Origin of the sequence: Pantoea sp. Seng, from assembly GCF_009829935.1 — a bacterium.
Taxonomy (GTDB): domain Bacteria; phylum Pseudomonadota; class Gammaproteobacteria; order Enterobacterales; family Enterobacteriaceae; genus Pantoea; species Pantoea communis.
On sequence record NZ_SZZV01000011.1, the window covers coordinates 90,193 to 110,125 of the forward strand.

The following is a 19,933-nucleotide window of genomic DNA, read 5'->3' on the forward strand; positions in this document are numbered from 1 at the left end:
AACACTCGCTGAGCTTACATTGCTCGCAGACAACAACAGGCGGCCATTGGGCCGCCTGTTTAGTCAGAATACGCTTGCTTCTTCGCTCGCCGTTAGTGATAGCGAATCATCTGGAATCTTAGTGCTCGCGTGAGTGGCTGCGAATCATTGAAAACCCCAGTGCTCGCTTTTGATGACAGCGAATCTTCTGGGATCTCAATGCTCATCATGAGTGGCTGCGAATCGTCTTGATGATGTTAGTGGTGGAGATACCGTCTTCAAAGTTCAGCACGCGCACGTCACCGCCGTTGGCCCAAACCTCTTTACTGCCCGCGATATCTTCCGGCTTATAATCGCCGCCCTTCACCAGCAGATCCGGTAACACACCCGCGATCAAACGCTGTGGCGTATCTTCTTCAAACAGCACCACCCAATCCACTGCTTCCAGCGCACCGAGCACGATCATGCGGTTTTCCTGCGGGTTAACCGGACGGGTTTCACCTTTCAGACGTTTGGTAGAAGCATCGCTGTTCACCGCCACAATCAGGCGATCGCCCAGCTTACGAGCGTTGGCCAGATAAGAAACGTGGCCCGCATGCAGGATGTCGAACACGCCGTTAGTCATCACCACTTTTTCACCGCGCTGACGCGCCAGCGCCACAGCCGCTTTTAGTTCAGCTTCGGTCATCACACCAAATCCGCTATCCGGACGGGCGTGAATCGCATTTTCCAGCTCAACGGTGCTCACGGTGGACGTACCGAGTTTACCGACCACCACGCCGGCTGCCGCATTGGCGAGGAAACAGGCTTCTTCCAGGCTATCGCCTGCTGCCAGCACGGCGGCCAGCACGCCAATCACCGTATCGCCTGCGCCGGTGACGTCATACACTTCCTGCGCTTGCGTTGGTAAATGCACTGGCGCTTTGCCTGGTTGCAGCAGCGTCATGCCGTTCTCAGAACGGGTGACCAGCAGCGCAGAGAGATCATAATCAGCGATCAGCTGCATGCCGCGGCTGACAATCTCTTCTACGGTTTTGCATTTACCCACTACGGCTTCGAATTCAGACAGGTTAGGCGTCAGCAGAGTCGCGCCACGATAGCGCTCGAAATCCGTGCCTTTCGGGTCGATCAACACCGGCACGTTGGCTTCACGCGCCAGCTGAATCATGGTTTGCACGCTGCTCAACGCGCCTTTGGCGTAATCTGACAGCACTAACGCACCCGCTTGCGCCAGCGATTGGCGCATACGATCGTGAATAGGCTGCGGATCAACCTGCTCGAAACCTTCTTCAAAATCGAGGCGAATCAGCTGCTGATTACGCGAAAGCACGCGCAGTTTGGTAATGGTCGGATGGCTTTTCACCGCGACAAAATCACAATCGACTTTGACCTTTTCCAGCGTCTCACTCAGCACACGTGCCGCATCGTCTTCACCCGTCAGGCCAATCAAACGCGAGCCAGCACCCAGTGCAGCAATGTTCATTGCCACGTTGGCCGCGCCGCCTGGACGCTCTTCGATGGTATCGACTTTCACCACCGGTACCGGGGCTTCAGGCGAGATACGGCTGGTTGGGCCATACCAGTAGCGATCTAACATGACATCGCCAACAACCAGCACAGCGGCTTTGCCAAAAGCGGGCAGTGTTACTTTCATTCCAAAGACTCCAGACTACGGTCAAAATTATGCGCGGATAATAACATACCCCGATGAGACTTCGAGCCACAGGTGCGTGGGCTGCGCGCCTTCCTGTAGGCCGGGTCACTAAGGGCGAAGCGTTATTTTACGCTTCCGCGCTATCAGATTCGGTGGCAGCCAGCCAGCGTTGCCAACTGCGATGCACGGCAGCCCGCTCAGTAGCAAAAGATTCCGGTGCGACGTGCCCCGGCAGCTCCTGCAATGCGAGATGGTGCAATGCATCACGCAGCGTGACATACGCGTGAGTCAGCGCCTGCGCTTCTTCTGCATCCATGATCTCCTGACGCGCCATCAGCTCAAAAATACGCACATTGTCTGACCAGCGCGTCAACGCAGGCTGCTCTGCCGCGTAGCCTAAGACAAGATATTGCGCGATGAATTCAATATCGGTGATGCCGCCTTCATCAGTTTTGATCTCCCAGCGTCCTTTGTGTTTGTTGCTGAGGTGGGCACGCATTTTCTCGCGCATTTCACGCACTTCTTTTTGCAGTGCAGGACGCCCACGCGGCAGGCAAAGAATGCCGCGACGGATGTCATTGAAGCGATCGCAGAGCGACGTCTCGCCAAAAACAATACGCGCACGCACCAGCGCCTGATGTTCCCAGGTCCAGGCTTCATTACGCTGATAATCATCGAAGGCGGCAAAGGTACTCACCAGCATGCCCGCCGCGCCAGAAGGACGCAGGCGTGCATCGACTTCATACAAAATGCCGGAGGAGGTGCGCGTGCTGAACAGATGCATCACGCGCTGCGCCAGCCGCAGGTAGAATTGGCGGCCATCAATCACGCGCTCGCCATCGGTTTCCGCATCATCCGGACAATCATGCAGGAACACTAAATCCAGATCCGAGCTGTAACCCAGCTCCCAGCCACCCAATTTGCCATAGCCAACCACAGCAAAACCGCGCTCGCTGTCGCTGGTGAGGTGAGAAGGACGACCATAGCGCTGCACCATCATTTGCCACGCTTGCTGCACCACCGATTCGATAATGGCTTCCGCTAGCCAGGTTAAGTGATCGCTCACTTTCATCACCGGCAGCGTTTCAGCGATATCGGCAGCGGCAATGCGCAGATGCTGCGCCTGCTTGAACTGTCGCAGCGCTTCCAGCTGCTGTTCTTCATCATCGGTAGGAATGCGCAGCAGATACTGGCGCAATTCATCGCGATACGCATCGGTGGCTGTCGGCTGGTACAGCGTGGCGGGATCGAGCAGTTCATCCAGCAACAGCGGATAACGTGCCAGCTGGCTGGCGACCATCGGCGAGGCGGCACACAGGCGGATCAGATGACGAAGTGCGCCGTGGTATTCCGTCAGCAGCTCCAGATAAGTGCTGCGGGTTAACACACCGAGCAGTAGCGGCGTCAGGCGACCCAGTACCACATCGGCATCTTCGCGTGGACAGACTTCACTCAACAGGCGCGGCATCAGTTGATCAAGCGCTAAACGCCCACGCGGCCCGATGGTGCGACGGCTGACATCCTGGCGGAAACTGTTGAGCGATTCGTACAGCGCATGACGTTGCGCTTCGTTCAGCTGCGGCACAGCAGGAATGAGATCGCTCTCCTCCAGCGTGTCCTGCCACAAACCAGCAAATTCAGCCAGCTGCGGTTGATCGTCAACGTCTGGCGCATCATCACCAATCAGTTCATCAAAGATACTGCGCACGCCTGCCATCTGCTGCTCAAGCTGCACCATCAGCGCATCCCAGTCCGCCGCGCCCATCGCCCAGGCTAAACGCTGGCGATCGAGTGGGTTTTCCGGCAGCGTTTGCGTTTGCTCATCGTTGATGCTTTGCAGCAGATTTTCCAGACGACGCAGGAACAGATAGGCCTCACGCAAATGTTCCACCTGCGCCGTACTCAGCAAAGCCAGTTCACCGATGGCCTGCAGCGTTGGCAGCAGGGAACGGAGCTGAAGTGAGCGCTCACGTCCACCACGAATGAGCTGGAACACCTGCACGATAAATTCGGTTTCGCGAATGCCACCCGCGCCGAGTTTGATGTTGTCTTTAAGGCCACGACGGCGCACTTCACGGGCAATCATGCCTTTCATGTTGCGCAGCGACTGAATCACACTGAAATCGATGTAGCGGCGATAGACGAACGGACGCAGCATCTGCTGCAACTCCTGGCTCCAGTGGCCCTGGTCGTCGCCCATCAGGCGCGCTTTGACCATCGCATAACGCTCCCAGTCGCGGCCCTGCTCCTGGTAATAATCTTCCAACGCAGCAAAGCTCAGCACCAGCGGACCGCTGTCACCAAACGGGCGCAGGCGCATATCCACGCGATAGACGAAACCATCCACGGTAGGCTGATCCAGCACTTTAATCAGGCGCTGGCCCATGCGGGTAAAGAATTGAGCGTTATCGAGTTCGCGACGGCCACCTTGCGTCACGCCGTTTTCCGGCCAGGCAAAGATCAGGTCGATATCGGAAGAGAAGTTGAGTTCGCCGCCGCCCAGCTTGCCCATGCCAAGGATCAGCATGGGCTGCGCTTCACCGGCTTCATTGCACGGCGTGCCAAAATCGCGGCTGCAATCCTGCCACACCCAATCACGAGCGGCAGCGATGAGGATCTCCGCCAGCGTGCTGAGTTGCGTCAGGCTCTGTTCGGTACTGGCGTGTTGCAGCGCCTGCATCCACGCTATGCGCACCAACATATGGCGGCGGAACAGGCGCAGTTCGCGCATCAGGGAAGTTTCATTTTCCACGCCCGCCAGCGCCTGATTTAGCCAGGCACTGTAGTGTTGCCACTCATCTGGTAGAGGCGGTTGCTGCTGGAGCTGTTGCCACCACTCCGGATGCTGCTGCAGGTTATCAACGATAAAGTCACTAAAGGTCAGCGCGCCCGCCTGCTCTGCCGTAAAGGCGGAAGGCGGCATATTCAGGCGCTCGGCCACGATAGCTAACTGCGCCTGCATCAGCGCCGGTAACGGTAACAACATCTTCCCTCCCTGATTCGATTGTGCGTCCGACTTAGCGTTTCACTCCGCTATTCAGCCAGAACGGCGATGGCCGAATGGCCAGATTAACCAGTTGAATCAACCCGCGCTCCTGCTGGATGCGAATCGCATGCTGCAGCTCCTGCCAGCCTGCCAGCCAGACATTCACCTCTTCCGCTGGATAAGCCCCTGCCAGCAGATGCACCGCTAAAAGCTGGCGATTCAGGCGCGTGGATTTGTCCTGAAATTCGTTAAACAGCTGCACGTCGACAAAGGTCTCACGCAGATCGGCAGCAATACGGCTGAGCATGATATCGCTGAAGCGTTTGAACGAACCTTGCAGCTTGCTTTTGCTCTTATCATCCAGCCAGTTCTGCCATTGTGATTCCACCAGCCAGTGAGTAAGTGCTAACTGGGCATCAACAGAGACCGTAGAAAAACAGGCGGTTTCCGCATCAATTTCTGCATCTGCTAACAGCTCATCGAGACGCGTCAGCTTCTGACGCAGATCGCTGCTCGCCTTGCGCGGCACCAGCGCACCAAATAGCGAGAACGCCTGTCGCAGGGTTTCCAGCGCATCCATCACCGCTTCTTTGGCATCGGCATTTCCACGCAGCCACACTTCTTCATGGTACTGCCACTGGTTAAGACCGGCGGTCATCGCGTTGATCATGCCCTGCTCTACCGTTGCTTTAGCGCCGATTTTTTGTAGCGCTAATGCACGCAGCGGACGGGCAGGATTGCCCTGAGCCAGCTGATAACCGCGCGCGGCTTTGCTCAAGCTGCCCAGGCGCAGGCCGCCTGCGGTGATCAAGGCTTCAGCGAACTTCAGCATGTCGGCGCGCTGGCCGCTTTTCAGCTCCAGCTCCACTTCGTACAGCGGCTCGCTCAATTCACCTGCGGCAACGTCTCCGCGATCAAACGCCACTTCAATTTCGCTCTCACCAAACTGCACCAGCCAGGCTTCACGCTGGAAATGGGTGCTGAACAGCGGTTGCAGGCGCTGCTGTAATGCCGCCACATCGGTGCCTTCTGGCCAGATTTCAGCCGGCAGCTGGGCGATATCCAGCGTTGGCTCGGTGAGGTCGACGTTATATTCCGGGCGCTGATGCAGACCGCCCACGGTTTTGCCGGCGGCCTTCAGCGTCATCTCATAACGCTGATCGACACCGCGGATGCGCAGGCCCATATCCCAACGACGTAGCTGATTGTCATCGGTCTCAAAATAGATGTTGGTCAGCTCGCGTGCGGCGAAGTGCTGATGTGGCCACGCGGCAAGGGTTTCACCGAGTTTTTCGGCGGCTTGTGGTGTGGCAATGAACTTTAATTCGATTTCGATGGTCATAATTTTTTATTCAATACGCTGCTGGCACTTACGAGTTTAATCTGGCGAAGAGTAATGCACCGGAAGCCCGCTGTCTCCGCTTTCTTGTGCTTTTACGACCCTTTTCGCACCAGATTGAGACCAGGATAGTTCTCATTCAGATTTTTGAGAAGCGTCTCCAGACTGTGCCGGTAATTTTACGCCATTAAGAAAAAACGACATCGAATGAAAAAAATCACACTTGCTGCCCTTTCTTTGCTGGCATTTAGCGCCATCGCCCCCGTTCATGCTGCTGACGAAAAGCGTTATATCTCCGATGAATTATCTACTTGGGTACGCAGCGGCCCGGGCGATCAATATCGCCTGATTGGCAAGCTGAATGCCGGAGAGGAAGTCACCCTGTTGCAGGTCAACAACGATTCCCAATATGGCCAGATTCGTGATGCCGAAGGGAAAACCAACTGGATCCCACTGTCCCAGTTGAGTGCCGAACCGAGCCTGCGCACTCGCGTGCCGCAGCTGGAGCAACAGGTCAAAGATCTCACCGCTAAGCTGGCGAATATCGACAACAGCTGGAATCAGCGTACTTCTGAAATGCAGAGTAAAGTGGCGAACAGCGACGGCACCATTGACGGCCTGAAAGCGGAAAATCAAAAGCTGAAAAATGAGCTGATTGTCGCGCAGAAAAAAGTCAGCGCCGCGAACGTCCAGTTGGATGACAAACAGCGCACCATCATCATGCAGTGGTTTATGTATGGCGGCGGCGTGTTAGGTGTTGGCTTACTGCTTGGTTTGGTGCTGCCGCACATGGTGCCGCGCCGCAAGAAAAACGATCGCTGGATGAACTAAAACCGCCACGCCGATTTGTTCTTTTCTTCAAGGGGATCGTAAGATGCCCCTTTTGGCGTGCCCGATATTTAGCCAAAGTATGCAACAATAACGCAACATGCGTGCACGGCGCGCAGAATACATTGCCTCTGGAGTGGTTGAGTGAAGACGTTTCTGGTCGGTGGCGCGGTGCGTGATGCCTTACTGCGTTTGCCGGTAAAAGATAGAGATTGGGTGGTGGTCGGTGCCACACCTGAAGCGATGCTGGCACAAGGTTATCAGCAGGTGGGCCGGGATTTTCCGGTTTTTTTGCACCCACGCAGTCGTGAAGAGTATGCACTGGCGCGTACCGAACGCAAAAATGGCAAAGGCTACACCGGTTTTGTCACACAATTCGCCCCAGACGTGACGCTGGAGCAGGATTTGCAACGCCGCGATCTCACCATCAATGCCATTGCGCAGGCCGACGACGGCAGCTTAATCGACCCTTATCGCGGACAGCAGGATTTGGCGAAACGCACCCTGCGCCATGTCTCATCCGCTTTTAACGAAGATCCACTGCGCGTGCTGCGCGTGGCGCGTTTCGCTGCCCGTTTTGCCCACCTCAATTTCCGTGTCGCGGATGAAACGCAGGCCTTAATGCGTGAGATGGCGGAGAGCGGCGAATTAGCTGACCTCACGGCCGAACGCGTGTGGAAAGAGACCGAGAAGGCGCTGCTGACCCGCAATCCGCAGGTCTATTTTCAGGTATTGCGTGACTGCGGCGCATTGCAGGTGCTGTTCCCGGAGCTGGATAACCTGTACGGCATTCCGGCGCCGATCAAATGGCATCCCGAAATTGATACCGGCGTGCACGCGTTAATGACGCTGACGATGTCTGCCGCACTGTCAGAGGAATTGGATGTGCGCTTTGCCACGCTGTTCCACGATGTCGGTAAAGCACTGACGCCGCCGGAAAAATGGCCGAGCCATCATGGCCACGGTTTAGCCGGTGTGCCGATTGTCGAAGCGCTGTGCCAGCGGCTGCGCGTGCCCAATCAGGTGCGCGATCTGGCACTGGTGGTCACGGAATTCCACGATATCGTCCACACCATTGAACGCCAGTCAGCGGAATCACTGGTTGCCCTGTTCGATCGCATTGATGCATGGCGCAAGCCCGATCGCGTAGAGAAGATGGCACTGACCAGCGAAGCCGATGCGCGTGGTCGCACCGGAATGGAAAGCATGGCCTATCCACAAGGCGATTATCTGCGTCAGGCGTTTGCGCTGGCTCAGGCGGTACCAACGAAGGATGTGGTTGCAGCAGGTTTCAAAGGACCAGCCGTGCGGGAAGAGTTGACGCGTCGTCGGGTGATGGCAGTGCAGGATGGGTTGATCAACGTGCGGCCAGCATAACCGGCCGCACGCCGCGCTTACATGAAGATGGCGTAAACCGCCGCCGCCACGATAAAGCGATAGATAGCGAACGAAACAAACGAGATACGCTTAATCAGTTCCAGGAACACTTTGATCGCCAGCAGAGCAACGATAAAGGCGGTCACGAAGCCGACGGCGAACATTGGGAAATCCTGCATGGTCAGGAAGCCCATGCTCTTGTAGAGATCCAATCCGGTGGCACCAATCATCATCGGCACCGCAAGGATGAATGAGAACTCTGATGCAGCATAACGGCTCACGCCCATCAGCATACCGCCAGAAATGGTGGCACCCGAGCGCGAGAAGCCCGGCCACAGCGCCAGACACTGGAAGCAACCAATCATAAACGCCTGGCGGTAAGTGATATCATCGATACCTACCGCTTTAGGCTGTTTAGGTTTGAAGTACTCAGCCACCAACAGCAACACGCCGCCGACGACCAGTGCGTACATCACGTTAATCGGATTAAACAGGCTTTTGATTTGATCGTGCAGCAGCAAGCCAATCACCACCGCCGGAACCATACCTAACAAAATGTGAATCAGGGTCAGTTTCCCGGTTCCAGTGCCTTCATGCGGCTCTTTACCGAAGTGAATACCAATCAGTCCGAACAGGCGACGCCAGAACATCACCACTACCGCTAAAATTGAACCCAGCTGAATGACGACTTCAAAGGTTTCAGCTTTATCGCCCTCGAAGCCCAACAGATGGCCAACGATGATCATATGGCCCGTAGAAGAGACCGGCAGGAATTCCGTGAGGCCTTCCACAACCCCCAGGATTGCAGCAACCCAAAGCTGGTGAATATCTGCCATCAAAATTTTTCCTCTATCCGTTTTAAACAGTAAAAAGGCGGCCGCAAGGTGCTACCGCCTAAAATTATGCCTGCGCCACGCTGAAGGAAACCTTAAGAAAATCGGCAACTTCGCGTCCGTTAGCGCAACGGCCTCAAGTGAGACACACCATAATTTGGTTTGGTTTCATTGTGATGGCAATCACGGATGATTTATTTAGGAATAGTCCCGCGCTCGATACGCACGCCAACGGTCGCTGCCTGGGCCACCGCGCCAGGTTTCCCGACCTTGATGCGCACACCGGGCGTTTTGAAACGATTCATCAACAGATCGGCAATTTCTTCCGCCACGCGTTCGACCAGGGCAAAGCGCTGGCCCTGCAGATGATTGAGGATAACCTCGGTGACATCGGCGTAGCTCAGACAGTCGTTCACATCGTCACTCACCGCAGCACGACGGTTGTCCCACGCCATTTCGACATCGAGCACCAGCTTCTGCTGCATGCCCTGTTCCCAGTCGTAAACGCCAATGGTGGTGAACACGGTGAGTTGTTCTATAAATACGATATCCATGATGTCAGTCTCTGTTTTTGGCTAAGCCGGATACCACTTCCGGCGGATTATGCGTATTATCCACGCTTATCGAGAACAAAACGACCCAAAAGGAACGGTACGAGGCTATGAGTGCTATCGCGCTTGGTATGATTATTTTCGCGTATCTTTGCGGCTCGATTTCCAGTGCGATCCTGGTTTGTAAACTCGCGCGTTTACCCGATCCGCGTACCGCCGGCTCCGGCAACCCTGGTGCGACCAACGTGTTGCGCATTGGTGGTAAAGCGGCTGAGGCTGCGGTACTGATCTTCGACGTGGCAAAAGGGATGATTCCGGTGTGGATCGCCTATCTGCTGCACGTCACGCCGATGTATCTCGGCTTAACCGCGATTGCCGCCTGTCTCGGCCATATCTATCCGGTGTTTTTCCGTTTTCGTGGTGGTAAAGGCGTGGCAACCGCATTCGGTGCGATCGCGCCCATTGGCTGGGATTTGACGGGATTGATGACCGGCACCTGGCTGCTGACGGTGCTGCTGAGCGGCTACTCCTCGCTGGGTGCGATTGTCAGTGCGCTGATTGCCCCGTTCTACGTGTGGTGGTTCAAACCGCAGTTTACCTTCCCGGTTTCGATGCTCTCCTGTTTGATTCTGTTGCGTCATCACGACAACATCCAGCGCCTGTGGCGCGGGCAGGAAAATAAGATCTGGAAGCGGAAAAAGAAGAAATAAAAAAACCGGCGCGATGCCGGTTTTTTCGTTTTAGATGGCGGGCAATTCGGCCAGTGGCCAACGAGGCCGGACACTGACGCCCAATCCACCGCGTGTGCCGCCTTTCAGCCGCACCATGCCAGCGTAGGCAATCATCGCGCCGTTATCAGTACAGAACTCCGGGCGTGCATAAAACACCTCGCCACCGCGCTTTTGCATCATCTCGGCCATACGCTCACGCAGCGTACGGTTGGCGCTGACACCACCGGCAATCACCAGGCGTTTAAAGCCGGTCTGCTCCAGCGCGCGTTTGCATTTGATCATCAGCGTATCCACCACTGCATCCTCAAACGCACGAGCGATATCGGCACGCGCCTGCTCATCTCCGTTATGTTCACGAATGGTGTTGGCGGCGAAGGTTTTCAGACCCGAGAAGCTGAAATCCAGCCCTGGGCGATCGGTCATCGGGCGCGGGAATTTGAAGCGACCCGGCGTGCCCTGCTGCGCCATGCGTGACAGCATCGGCCCGCCCGGATAATCCAGACCGAGCAGTTTGGCGGTTTTATCGAAAGCTTCGCCAGCCGCATCGTCAATCGATTCACCCAGCAAAGTGTATTCACCAATACCCGTGACGCTGATCAACTGCGTGTGACCACCCGAAACCAGCAATGCCACAAACGGGAATTCCGGTGGATTGTCTTCCAGCATCGGCGCCAGCAGATGGCCTTCCATATGATGCACAGGCACCGCAGGCACATTCCACGCAAACGCCAGTGCACGGCCGACAGTCGCCCCGACTAATAGCGCACCAACCAAACCTGGACCGGCGGTATAGGCCACGGCATCAATGTCTTTTGCGGCTAATCCGGCTTCTTTCAGCGCAGCCTGAATCAGCGGAACGGTTTTACGCACGTGGTCACGTGAGGCCAGTTCGGGCACCACACCACCGTAATCAGCGTGCAGTTTGACCTGGCTATATAATTGATTCGCCAACAGACCGGACGCATCGTCATAAATCGCGATGCCGGTTTCATCGCAGGACGTTTCAATACCCAGAACTCGCATAGCTTTTATCACCCTCTTCTTGCGGCGCGCAGTGTAGCACAGGCGAATCACACGCTGGACGACTTTGCCAGGAAAAAGTGTTTTTCTGTCGCACAAAGAGTGCGCTATACTCCACGGCCTGAAAAAACCGGCAGCCGCGATGGCATATGTCTCTGTTGGTTCTAAATTGTTCATGGTGCTTTACAACTCGGCTACGGCTGGAGTAAAATGCTGCACCATTTTAAAAGTGCTGGCGCCGCAGTCAGCAGCAAAACCGAATTTATCGAGGTAAGAGTTACATGCCGGTAATTAAAGTACGTGAAAACGAGCCTTTCGACGTAGCACTGCGTCGCTTCAAGCGTTCTTGCGAGAAAGCAGGTGTTCTGGCGGAAGTTCGTCGTCGTGAGTTTTATGAAAAACCAACGACTGAGCGTAAGCGCGCTAAAGCGTCTGCTGTTAAGCGTCACGCCAAGAAACTGGCTCGCGAAAACGCACGCCGCACTCGTCTGTACTAATTTCTTTCGGAAGTTCGCTTCCGCCGCGTGTTAAACGCAGACAGAGTCAAGTAAGAGGCCGTGCTTTCCGAAAGGAAGCGCGGCTTGTTGCCGTTTATGAGCTGAAAAACCGGGGCTTATGGCTGGACGAATTCCACGCGTATTTATCAATGACTTACTTGCCCGCACGGATATCGTGGATCTTATCGATGCCCGCGTTAAGCTGAAAAAGCAGGGTAAGAACTATCACGCGTGCTGTCCTTTTCATAACGAGAAAACCCCCTCTTTCACCGTAAGCGGTGAGAAGCAGTTTTATTACTGCTTCGGCTGTGGCGCCAAGGGTAACGCCATCGACTTCCTGATGAATCACGATCGTCTGGATTTCGTTGAAAGCGTTGAGGAGCTGGCCACGCAACACGGCTTAGAAGTGCCGTATGAAGCGGGCAACGGCCCCAGCCCGATGGAACGTCATCAGCGTCAAAGTCTGTATCAGCTGCTGGAAGGCCTCGACGGTTTCTATCAGCAAAGCCTGCGTAACCCGCAAGCGACATCTGCACAAAATTATCTCGCCACACGCGGTCTCAGCCAGCAAGTGATCGATCACTTCGCGATTGGTTATGCGCCAGCAGGCTGGGATAACGTGCTGAAACGTTTTGGTCAGCAGAAAGAGGACCGCGAATCCTTGATGGAAGCGGGCATGCTGGTCAGTAACGATTCCGGCCGCACTTATGATCGTTTCCGCGATCGCGTGATGTTCCCGATTCGCGATAAGCGTGGGCGCGTCATTGGCTTTGGTGGACGTGTACTGGGCAACGATACGCCGAAGTACCTTAACTCGCCGGAAACACCGATTTTCCATAAAGGCCGTCAGCTATATGGCCTGTATGAAGCGCAAAAGAATCATCCGCAGCCAGCGCGTTTACTGGTTGTAGAAGGCTATATGGACGTGGTGGCGCTGGCGCAATTTGGCATTGATTATGCCGTTGCCTCGCTGGGCACCTCGACCACCGCTGAGCACATTCAGCTGCTGTTCCGCTCTACCGACACGGTGATTTGCTGTTACGACGGTGACCGCGCGGGGCGCGAAGCCGCATGGCGTGCACTGGAAACCGCATTGCCTTACATGAATGACGGTCGTCAGCTACGCTTTATGTTTTTGCCAGATGGCGAGGACCCGGACACGCTGGTGCGTAAAGAAGGCAAAGAGGCGTTTGAAGCGCGGATGGAGCAGGCTTTACCGCTCTCCACGTTTTTATTCGACAGCCTGATGCCGCAGGTCGATCTGAGCACGCGTGACGGTAAAACCAAGCTGGCAACGCTGGCGCTGCCGTTGATTAGCCAGATCCCCGGTGAAACTTTACGCATTTATATGCGTCAGAATCTGGGTAATAAACTCGGCATTCTGGACGATAACCAGTTAGACAAGCTGATGCCAAAGCAGGCAGAAAGCGGCACTGCGCCAACGGCTCCCCCGTTGAAGCGCACCACCATGCGCGTGTTGATTGCGTTACTGGTGCAGAATCCGCAATTTGCCGCCATCGTTCCTACGCTGGACGGGCTTGAGCAGTCAAAAATGGCGGGTTTGCCGCTGTTTGTGGAGATAGTCAGTCGTTGTACGGAGAATCCTGGCCTGACGACCGGACAGCTACTAGAGTTATATCGCGGGACAGAATTTAGCCAGCCCCTTGAAACGCTGGCCACCTGGAACCACATGATAGTGGATGAAGAAGCAGAAGCCGTGTTCCAGGATTCACTGGCGAGTCTTTATGACTCAGCCCTTGAACAGCGCCTTGAAGCGCTTATCGCACGCGACCGTACCGAAGGCCTGAGCGCCGCCGAACGCCGCGAATTCTGGGCTTTAAGCCAGGCATTAGCGAAAAAATAAGATTATTACCGGGTCAGAACTGTGAAGGCTGTGAAAGCACACATTCTGACTTGGGTGTACGGTTTTCGCTTTTTTAAGCACACCGTACGAGGGCCGTCGGCGTCGAAGCCAGTTTCGTTACCGCCAGCGCGCAGCAACCGGAGCGTACTGAAGTACGTGAGGATTGCGAGCACTGCCGGGGACGAAAATGGCGAGTAAGCCAGGCCCGCTAAGAAAGAACTCAAGCGGCTTAAGTGCCGATATATGAAGGGTCGATACCCTGGCCGCGTTGAAGGCAGCGGCAAAAGAACAACGCCTTCACTGTTATAGTTGGCTCGCTGCCGACCGACACCAATCTAATTAACAGAAGTGTGGATACCGTCTTATGGAGCAAAACCCGCAGTCACAGCTTAAGCTGCTTGTCACCCGTGGTAAGGAGCAGGGCTATCTGACCTATGCTGAGGTCAATGACCATCTGCCGGAAGATATCGTCGACTCCGATCAGATCGAAGACATCATCCAGATGATTAACGACATGGGTATTCAGGTTGTTGAAGAAGCACCTGATGCCGATGATCTGATGCTGAATGAGAACAGTACTGATACTGACGAAGATGCCGCAGAAGCTGCCGCGCAGGTACTCTCTAGCGTTGAATCTGAAATTGGCCGTACTACTGACCCTGTGCGTATGTATATGCGCGAAATGGGTACCGTTGAGCTGCTGACGCGCGAAGGCGAAATCGACATCGCTAAGCGTATCGAAGACGGTATCAACCAGGTTCAGTGCTCAGTTGCCGAATACCCGGAAGCCATCACCTATCTGCTCGATCAGTACGATCGTGTGGAAGCGGGCGAATCTCGCCTGTCTGACCTGATCACCGGCTTTGTTGACCCGAACGCGGAAGAAGATATCGCGCCAACTGCCACTCACGTGGGTTCTGAACTGTCTGAAGAAGACCGTAACGACGACGATGAAGAAGACGAAGATGGCGACGACGACAGCTCTGACGATGATAACTCCATCGATCCAGAACTGGCGCGTGAGAAGTTCAACGATCTGCGCACCCAGTACGAAACTACCCGTACCGTGATCAAAGCCAAAGGCCGCAGCCACGCTGATGCCGTTGCAGAAATCAATAACCTGTCTGAAGTGTTCAAACAGTTCCGCCTGGTACCGAAGCAATTCGACTACCTGGTGAACAGTATGCGCGTCATGATGGAGCGCGTGCGTACGCAAGAGCGCCTGATCATGAAGCTGTGTATTGAAATCTGCAAAATGCCGAAGAAGAACTTCATCACCCTGTTCACCGGCAATGAAACCAGCCCAAGCTGGTTCAAAGCGGCGCTGGCCATGAATAAATCCTGGTCAGAGAAACTGCTTGAAGTTGAAGATGATGTGACGCGTTCACTGCAGAAATTGCAGCAGATTGAAGAAGAGACCGGCCTGACCATCGAGCAGGTTAAAGACATCAACCGTCGCATGTCGATCGGCGAAGCCAAAGCGCGTCGTGCGAAGAAAGAGATGGTTGAAGCGAACTTGCGTCTGGTTATTTCTATCGCGAAGAAATACACCAACCGTGGCCTGCAGTTCCTCGATCTGATTCAGGAAGGTAACATCGGCCTGATGAAAGCGGTTGATAAGTTTGAATACCGTCGTGGTTATAAGTTCTCAACTTATGCGACCTGGTGGATTCGTCAGGCTATCACCCGTTCTATCGCCGACCAGGCACGTACCATCCGTATTCCGGTGCATATGATTGAGACCATCAACAAGCTCAACCGTATTTCGCGTCAGATGCTGCAAGAGATGGGCCGTGAGCCAACGCCGGAAGAGCTGGCTGAGCGTATGCTGATGCCAGAAGATAAGATTCGCAAAGTGCTGAAAATTGCTAAAGAGCCGATCTCTATGGAGACGCCGATTGGTGATGATGAAGATTCACATCTGGGCGATTTTATCGAAGACACCACGCTGGAGCTGCCGCTGGATTCTGCTACCTCAGAAAGCCTGCGTTCAGCCACCCACGACGTGCTGGCGGGTCTGACTGCACGTGAAGCGAAAGTCCTGCGTATGCGTTTCGGTATCGATATGAACACTGACCACACGCTGGAAGAGGTTGGCAAACAGTTTGACGTTACCCGTGAGCGTATTCGTCAGATCGAAGCCAAGGCGCTGCGTAAGCTGCGTCACCCAAGCCGCTCCGAAGTGCTGCGTAGCTTCCTTGACGATTAATCCTCGTTAAGACGAAAAACCCCGGCTTGCCGGGGTTTTTTATTGCCTTCAAAACGGCGTCAGCCCTTTTTCCTGCATCATTTTGCGCGCGTTATCGCTCTGCAGATACTTCACAAACTGCGCCGCTGCCTGCTTCTGCTGGGTGCTACGCGTAATCACCGCGCCGTACAGCGTGTCCTGCTGCACTGCTGGCGGAATCAGCCCGACAATGGTAATCCCCTTCACCGCCTGCAGCTCACTGTTCTGCTGGAAGCCCAGCTCCGCTTTCCCTTGTGCCACCGCTTCACCCACTGGTGTGGCAGGGATCACAGACACTTTGCTGGCGGTCTTCGGCCCCAACTCCAGCTTGCTCAGCATCTTGCCTTGAATATATTTGCCGCTGGCACTGTCTGATATCGCGATGCTGGAGGCTTCCGTGAGGACCTGTTTGAATTTCGCTACCGTGCTGATATCCGGCGGCGTCATGCCCTGCTTCACCGCCATCGCGATATAAGAGTGCGCCAGCACCTGATGGCTGCTGCTATCCACAAATTTGGCCTGCTCCAGCGGTTTGATGGCGTAATCGACCATCACCAGCACATCGGCATTATCCTGACGTTTCAGACGATTAGGGATCGCCTGTGGCGTATCGCCCATCGATGGCGCCGCTTCCAGCTGCAGGGTATTGCCGGTTTGCTGCTGATAATCTTGCTTCAGGCTCTCAATCACCGGATACATGCCACCGGAGCTAAATACTTTCAGCGTCTCTGCCTGTGCCGTCTGTTGCGCCATCACCAGCAGCGCCGCTAACGCGATTGTGCGTTTCATCTTCCCTCTCTTTATTTGCCATAAAGATTTGGGTTTAGTCAGAAACCGCAAATTGAACAACTTTAGGGCCGCGTTAAGCGGAGCACGCTCACGCGTTATTCTGTAACCAATCATGAAGTTGGCGATAAGCTGTTGCCATCTCCTCTATCGTCGCGCGGTTCAACCCGCTGGGATTGGGCAGCACCCACAAACGCGTTTCGCCCAAGGTTTGCGGCTGCTCGCCCCACTCCACTTTGCGTTGTCGGAACGCTTTCTGGAACGCATCTTTACCCAGCACCGCCAGCGCACGCGGCTGATAGCGTAAGATCTTCTCCTGCAAACGCGCCCCGCCATCGCGCAGCTCATTACCCGCCAACTCATTGGCCTGAATGGTGGGACGCTCAACCAGCATAGTGATGCCACAACCGGTTTCCAGCAGCCGCTGCTCCTGTTCCGGTTTCAGCAATTCGCGGGTAAAACCGGCCTGATGGATCACTTTCCAGAAGCGATTGCCGGGATGGGCAAAGTGAAAGCCGGTGTGCGCCGAAGACTTACCCGGATTGATGCCGCAAAACAGCACCTGCAAATCCGGTGCAATGATGTCCTGAATATCGTGCTCGCTCATGCACTCTCCAATCCTGCGCGCTGTTTCACCGAGCTACGGCTAACCGCCAGCATATTGCGCGCTTCCTCATCATCCGGACAGGCGCGCGCCAGCGCCACCGCACCGACCATTTCGGCCAGCATACTCGCGGCGACATCATCAGCCTGCGGATGGTGCATTTCGATGAGTGCCTGCGCCAGCCGTTGCTGCACCGCCTCGCGACGTTGCGAGAACAGCGTGCGTGTTTCAATCGGCAGATGGGCAATCTCACTCACCAGCGCAGGCATCGGGCAGCCTTCTCCCGGCGTGTTGCGATGATGCTCAGAAAGATAGTTGTCGATCAGTTGGGTCAATCGCTCGGCTGGATCTTCGAGTTGGGTGATGGCGGCAAAGCGCTGTGCCGAATCGGCAAACATCTCGGCAATCACCGCTTCAACCAGCGCTTCCCGCGAATCAAAGTGCGCGTAGAAGCCGCCGTGAGTTAATCCCGCGCGCTTCATCAGCGCCGCTACACCAATGCCTTCAGTGCCGCATTCACGCATCACCACTGCTGCCTCATCCAGTATGCGCTGCCGCGTGCGCGCCTTGTGGCTCAGCTTTTCCATCTCTCACCATCCTGCTCATCGTTAATGGCAATCAGTGTAATTATTACGATCATCATATTCCAGCTTGACGAAAAATATGATGATCGTCATATTAAGTTTCATCAGATATGACAACCATCATTTACAGGAACCGACCATGACACAACAACTGGCTTTGATTACCGGCGCATCCAGCGGCATTGGTGCAACTTACGCGAAACAGCTGGCCGCGCGCGGCAGCAATTTGATTCTGGTGGCGCGTGATGAATCGCGTCTTAACCAACTGGCGCAGTCGCTACGTGACGCGCACGGCGTGGAAGTGAGTGTGCTGGCGGCCGATCTGACGCGCACTGAAGATTTGCAACGCGTGGCGCAAACCCTTGCGGACAACGAGCGGATTACGATGCTGGTGAACAATGCCGGGATGGCAGTTGAAGGCGAGTTCGTCGCGGGTGATATCTCGCAAATACAAACCATGCTGACGTTAAACATTGTGGCGCTGACGCAGTTGGCACATGCAGCCGCGCAAGCATTCCACCGTCGTGGTACGGGAACGATTGTGAATATCGCTTCAGTGTTGGCGCTGGTGAATGAAATGGCGAATGGTGCGTACAACGCCAGTAAGGCCTTTGTGCTCTCGCTGACGCGCAATATGCAGCGTGAGCTGGCGGAGAGTGGCGTGCGTATTCAGGCGGTATTGCCGGGCTTAACCCGTACCGAGATCTTCGAGCGCTCAGGGAAATCGGTTGATGACCTTCCGCCAGAAAGCGTGATGGAGGTTGAGGATTTAGTCGCGGCGGCGCTGCACGGAATGGATAGTGGCGAGCTGATCACCATTCCTTCGGTGGAAGATTTGGGACTATGGCAGAGCATGGAGAGTGCTCGCTTCGCCATCCTGCCGTTTATCTCGTTGAATAAGCCGGCTTCGCGTTATTTGTGAGATGTGAGTGGTGATTGAGATGAGGTGGAAGGATAGCCTTGTCTCAAAAACCTGCTGAGGTTGTGGGCTGATTGAGCGATCTTAGGGAGTGGGAAGGGATTTTTGCTTGGAGATCAAGGAGTCAGAGATTGTTCTAATTTTCACCAACCGATTGGTGAACGCTGGATCACCCCTCCGAGATACTTGATAATCCCCGCTCCGCTGGCCCCTTAGCTCAGTGGTTAGAGCAGGCGACTCATAATCGCTTGGTCGCTGGTTCAAACCCAGCAGGGGCCACCAAATTATCAACGACTTACCTCAGAAGCTACAGTTAAGCCGGTTTTCCAGGATACTCATAGGATACCGGTCATAAGTAGTTCAAAGTAGTAATCCCCTCACCCCACATTTAGCTAATCTCGTCACTCTAAGCTGTTTCAGCCCTAAAGCTACGTAGTAATCAGGTCACCTGTAGTATAAAGCTGCTCAGCAGTGCAACGTCTGCTTTGAGCGGAAAACAGACGTAATGTCTCATTGAAAAAGGGCGCAGGATTATATTTTCGAAGAAGTCCTAAATGGTGCGATTTTCCATCAAGTGTTAAGGTCAGGCTTCCCGGAAATTCATAAACAGGAATGAACGTGAACATTTCAGAGATACATGAGTGGCATAAGAATAACTACTTGGTGAGTACAGACCGGAAGAAACTGGATGTGCAGGCTATCCATCTCTATCTTACGAGGTCAACATGGGCAAAAGGGATTGATCTGGATCTCGTCAGTGCATCAGTAGAAAACAGCCTTAATTTCGGTGTTTATCACGATGAAACCCAAATTGGTTTCGCGCGATTAATAACAGATTACGCTACGTTCGCTTACCTTTGTGATGTATATATCCTTGAGGAATACCAAGGAGAAGGGCTGGGAAGGTGGGTGATGCAGTGCATACATCATCATCCAGTTTTTGAGCGGCTTCGCAGGATCATGTTGTTTACAACCACAGCACCTTGGCTCTATGAAAAATTTGGGTACGAACCTGTTAATCGGGAAAACTATGCATGGAGCATCACACGGCCTGATATTTATACCCATGTAAAAAAGACTGGCTGACCTGTGGTCATATTCATCTCTGAGCTGGCGTATACACTCCTGAGTTTGCAATGTCCGCTTGGCACAAA

Annotated in this window: 17 protein-coding genes and 1 tRNA gene; 9 read left to right on the forward strand and 9 right to left on the reverse strand. The window is 54.6% G+C overall.

Annotated features, from left to right (window positions below):
* Nucleotides 1-205: 205 nt before the first annotated feature.
* From hldE to FD737_RS13235, 3 genes are all read right to left on the reverse strand, one after another.
* A complete protein-coding gene (gene hldE, locus FD737_RS13225; RefSeq protein WP_097118146.1) occupies nucleotides 206-1,633 on the reverse strand; it encodes a bifunctional D-glycero-beta-D-manno-heptose-7-phosphate kinase/D-glycero-beta-D-manno-heptose 1-phosphate adenylyltransferase HldE in 1,428 nt (475 codons plus the stop codon).
* Nucleotides 1,634-1,760: 127 nt separating this feature from the next.
* The gene (gene glnE, locus FD737_RS13230; RefSeq protein ID WP_160833690.1) at nucleotides 1,761-4,619 is read right to left on the reverse strand and encodes a bifunctional [glutamate--ammonia ligase]-adenylyl-L-tyrosine phosphorylase/[glutamate--ammonia-ligase] adenylyltransferase; all 2,859 of its coding nucleotides are present in this window, start codon (nucleotides 4,617-4,619) and stop codon (nucleotides 1,761-1,763) included.
* A gap of 31 nt (nucleotides 4,620-4,650) precedes the next feature.
* Nucleotides 4,651-5,961, reverse strand: coding sequence for an inorganic triphosphatase (locus FD737_RS13235; RefSeq protein ID WP_097118148.1), 1,311 nt, complete (start codon nucleotides 5,959-5,961; stop codon nucleotides 4,651-4,653).
* Nucleotides 5,962-6,165: 204 nt separating this feature from the next.
* Between FD737_RS13235 and FD737_RS13240 the strand changes: the two genes are divergently transcribed.
* Entirely contained in the window at nucleotides 6,166-6,789 is a 624-nt protein-coding gene (locus tag FD737_RS13240; RefSeq protein ID WP_034828360.1) for a TIGR04211 family SH3 domain-containing protein, read from the forward strand.
* 141 nt (nucleotides 6,790-6,930) lie between these two features.
* Nucleotides 6,931-8,163 (forward strand): multifunctional CCA addition/repair protein, encoded by a 1,233-nt coding sequence (locus FD737_RS13245; RefSeq protein WP_034828358.1) that lies wholly within the window; start codon nucleotides 6,931-6,933, stop codon nucleotides 8,161-8,163.
* Nucleotides 8,164-8,180: 17 nt separating this feature from the next.
* Here the strand turns inward: FD737_RS13245 and bacA are convergent, their stop codons facing one another.
* The gene (gene bacA, locus FD737_RS13250) at nucleotides 8,181-8,999 is read right to left on the reverse strand and encodes an undecaprenyl-diphosphate phosphatase (RefSeq protein WP_058959467.1); all 819 of its coding nucleotides are present in this window, start codon (nucleotides 8,997-8,999) and stop codon (nucleotides 8,181-8,183) included.
* 191 nt (nucleotides 9,000-9,190) lie between these two features.
* Nucleotides 9,191-9,550: a bifunctional dihydroneopterin aldolase/7,8-dihydroneopterin epimerase gene (gene folB / locus FD737_RS13255; RefSeq protein WP_034828354.1), complete on the reverse strand. Its 360-nt coding sequence runs from the start codon at nucleotides 9,548-9,550 to the stop codon at nucleotides 9,191-9,193.
* 107 nt (nucleotides 9,551-9,657) lie between these two features.
* Between folB and plsY the strand changes: the two genes are divergently transcribed.
* Nucleotides 9,658-10,257, forward strand: coding sequence for a glycerol-3-phosphate 1-O-acyltransferase PlsY (plsY, locus tag FD737_RS13260; protein ID WP_160833691.1), 600 nt, complete (start codon nucleotides 9,658-9,660; stop codon nucleotides 10,255-10,257).
* A gap of 30 nt (nucleotides 10,258-10,287) precedes the next feature.
* Here plsY and tsaD read toward each other — a convergent pair whose 3' ends face one another.
* Nucleotides 10,288-11,301 carry a tRNA (adenosine(37)-N6)-threonylcarbamoyltransferase complex transferase subunit TsaD gene (gene tsaD / locus FD737_RS13265; protein ID WP_097118151.1) on the reverse strand — a complete coding sequence of 338 codons (1,014 nt, stop codon included), beginning with the start codon at nucleotides 11,299-11,301 and terminating at the stop codon, nucleotides 10,288-10,290.
* 278 nt (nucleotides 11,302-11,579) lie between these two features.
* Here tsaD and rpsU point away from each other — a divergent pair, with 278 nt between their 5' ends.
* From rpsU to rpoD, 3 genes are all read left to right on the forward strand, one after another.
* Nucleotides 11,580-11,795, forward strand: a complete 216-nt coding sequence (gene rpsU / locus FD737_RS13270; protein WP_001144069.1) for a 30S ribosomal protein S21 — start codon at nucleotides 11,580-11,582, stop codon at nucleotides 11,793-11,795.
* Nucleotides 11,796-11,913: 118 nt separating this feature from the next.
* Complete coding sequence (gene dnaG / locus FD737_RS13275) at nucleotides 11,914-13,659, forward strand: DNA primase (protein WP_160833692.1); 1,746 nt, start codon at nucleotides 11,914-11,916, stop codon at nucleotides 13,657-13,659.
* 364 nt (nucleotides 13,660-14,023) lie between these two features.
* Nucleotides 14,024-15,868 (forward strand): RNA polymerase sigma factor RpoD, encoded by a 1,845-nt coding sequence (gene rpoD, locus FD737_RS13280; RefSeq protein WP_160833693.1) that lies wholly within the window; start codon nucleotides 14,024-14,026, stop codon nucleotides 15,866-15,868.
* A 48-nt stretch (nucleotides 15,869-15,916) separates the two neighbouring features.
* Here rpoD and FD737_RS13285 read toward each other — a convergent pair whose 3' ends face one another.
* From FD737_RS13285 to FD737_RS13295, 3 genes are all read right to left on the reverse strand, one after another.
* The gene (locus FD737_RS13285; RefSeq protein ID WP_160833694.1) at nucleotides 15,917-16,675 is read right to left on the reverse strand and encodes a substrate-binding domain-containing protein; all 759 of its coding nucleotides are present in this window, start codon (nucleotides 16,673-16,675) and stop codon (nucleotides 15,917-15,919) included.
* A gap of 88 nt (nucleotides 16,676-16,763) precedes the next feature.
* The gene (gene mug, locus FD737_RS13290) at nucleotides 16,764-17,279 is read right to left on the reverse strand and encodes a G/U mismatch-specific DNA glycosylase (RefSeq protein ID WP_160833695.1); all 516 of its coding nucleotides are present in this window, start codon (nucleotides 17,277-17,279) and stop codon (nucleotides 16,764-16,766) included.
* The gene (locus tag FD737_RS13295; RefSeq protein WP_160833696.1) at nucleotides 17,276-17,863 is read right to left on the reverse strand and encodes a TetR/AcrR family transcriptional regulator; all 588 of its coding nucleotides are present in this window, start codon (nucleotides 17,861-17,863) and stop codon (nucleotides 17,276-17,278) included. Before FD737_RS13295 ends, mug begins: the two co-directional genes overlap by 4 nt.
* A gap of 136 nt (nucleotides 17,864-17,999) precedes the next feature.
* On the opposite strand from FD737_RS13295, the gene FD737_RS13300 reads away from it, so the two are divergent.
* The 3 genes from FD737_RS13300 (at nucleotide 18,000) to FD737_RS13310 (ending at nucleotide 19,865) form a co-directional block, all read left to right on the forward strand.
* Nucleotides 18,000-18,782: an SDR family oxidoreductase gene (locus FD737_RS13300; protein WP_160833697.1), complete on the forward strand. Its 783-nt coding sequence runs from the start codon at nucleotides 18,000-18,002 to the stop codon at nucleotides 18,780-18,782.
* A 203-nt stretch (nucleotides 18,783-18,985) separates the two neighbouring features.
* Nucleotides 18,986-19,061 (forward strand) — tRNA-Ile (locus FD737_RS13305).
* 330 nt (nucleotides 19,062-19,391) lie between these two features.
* A complete protein-coding gene (locus FD737_RS13310; protein WP_097118155.1) occupies nucleotides 19,392-19,865 on the forward strand; it encodes a GNAT family N-acetyltransferase in 474 nt (157 codons plus the stop codon).
* Nucleotides 19,866-19,933: the final 68 nt, after the last annotated feature.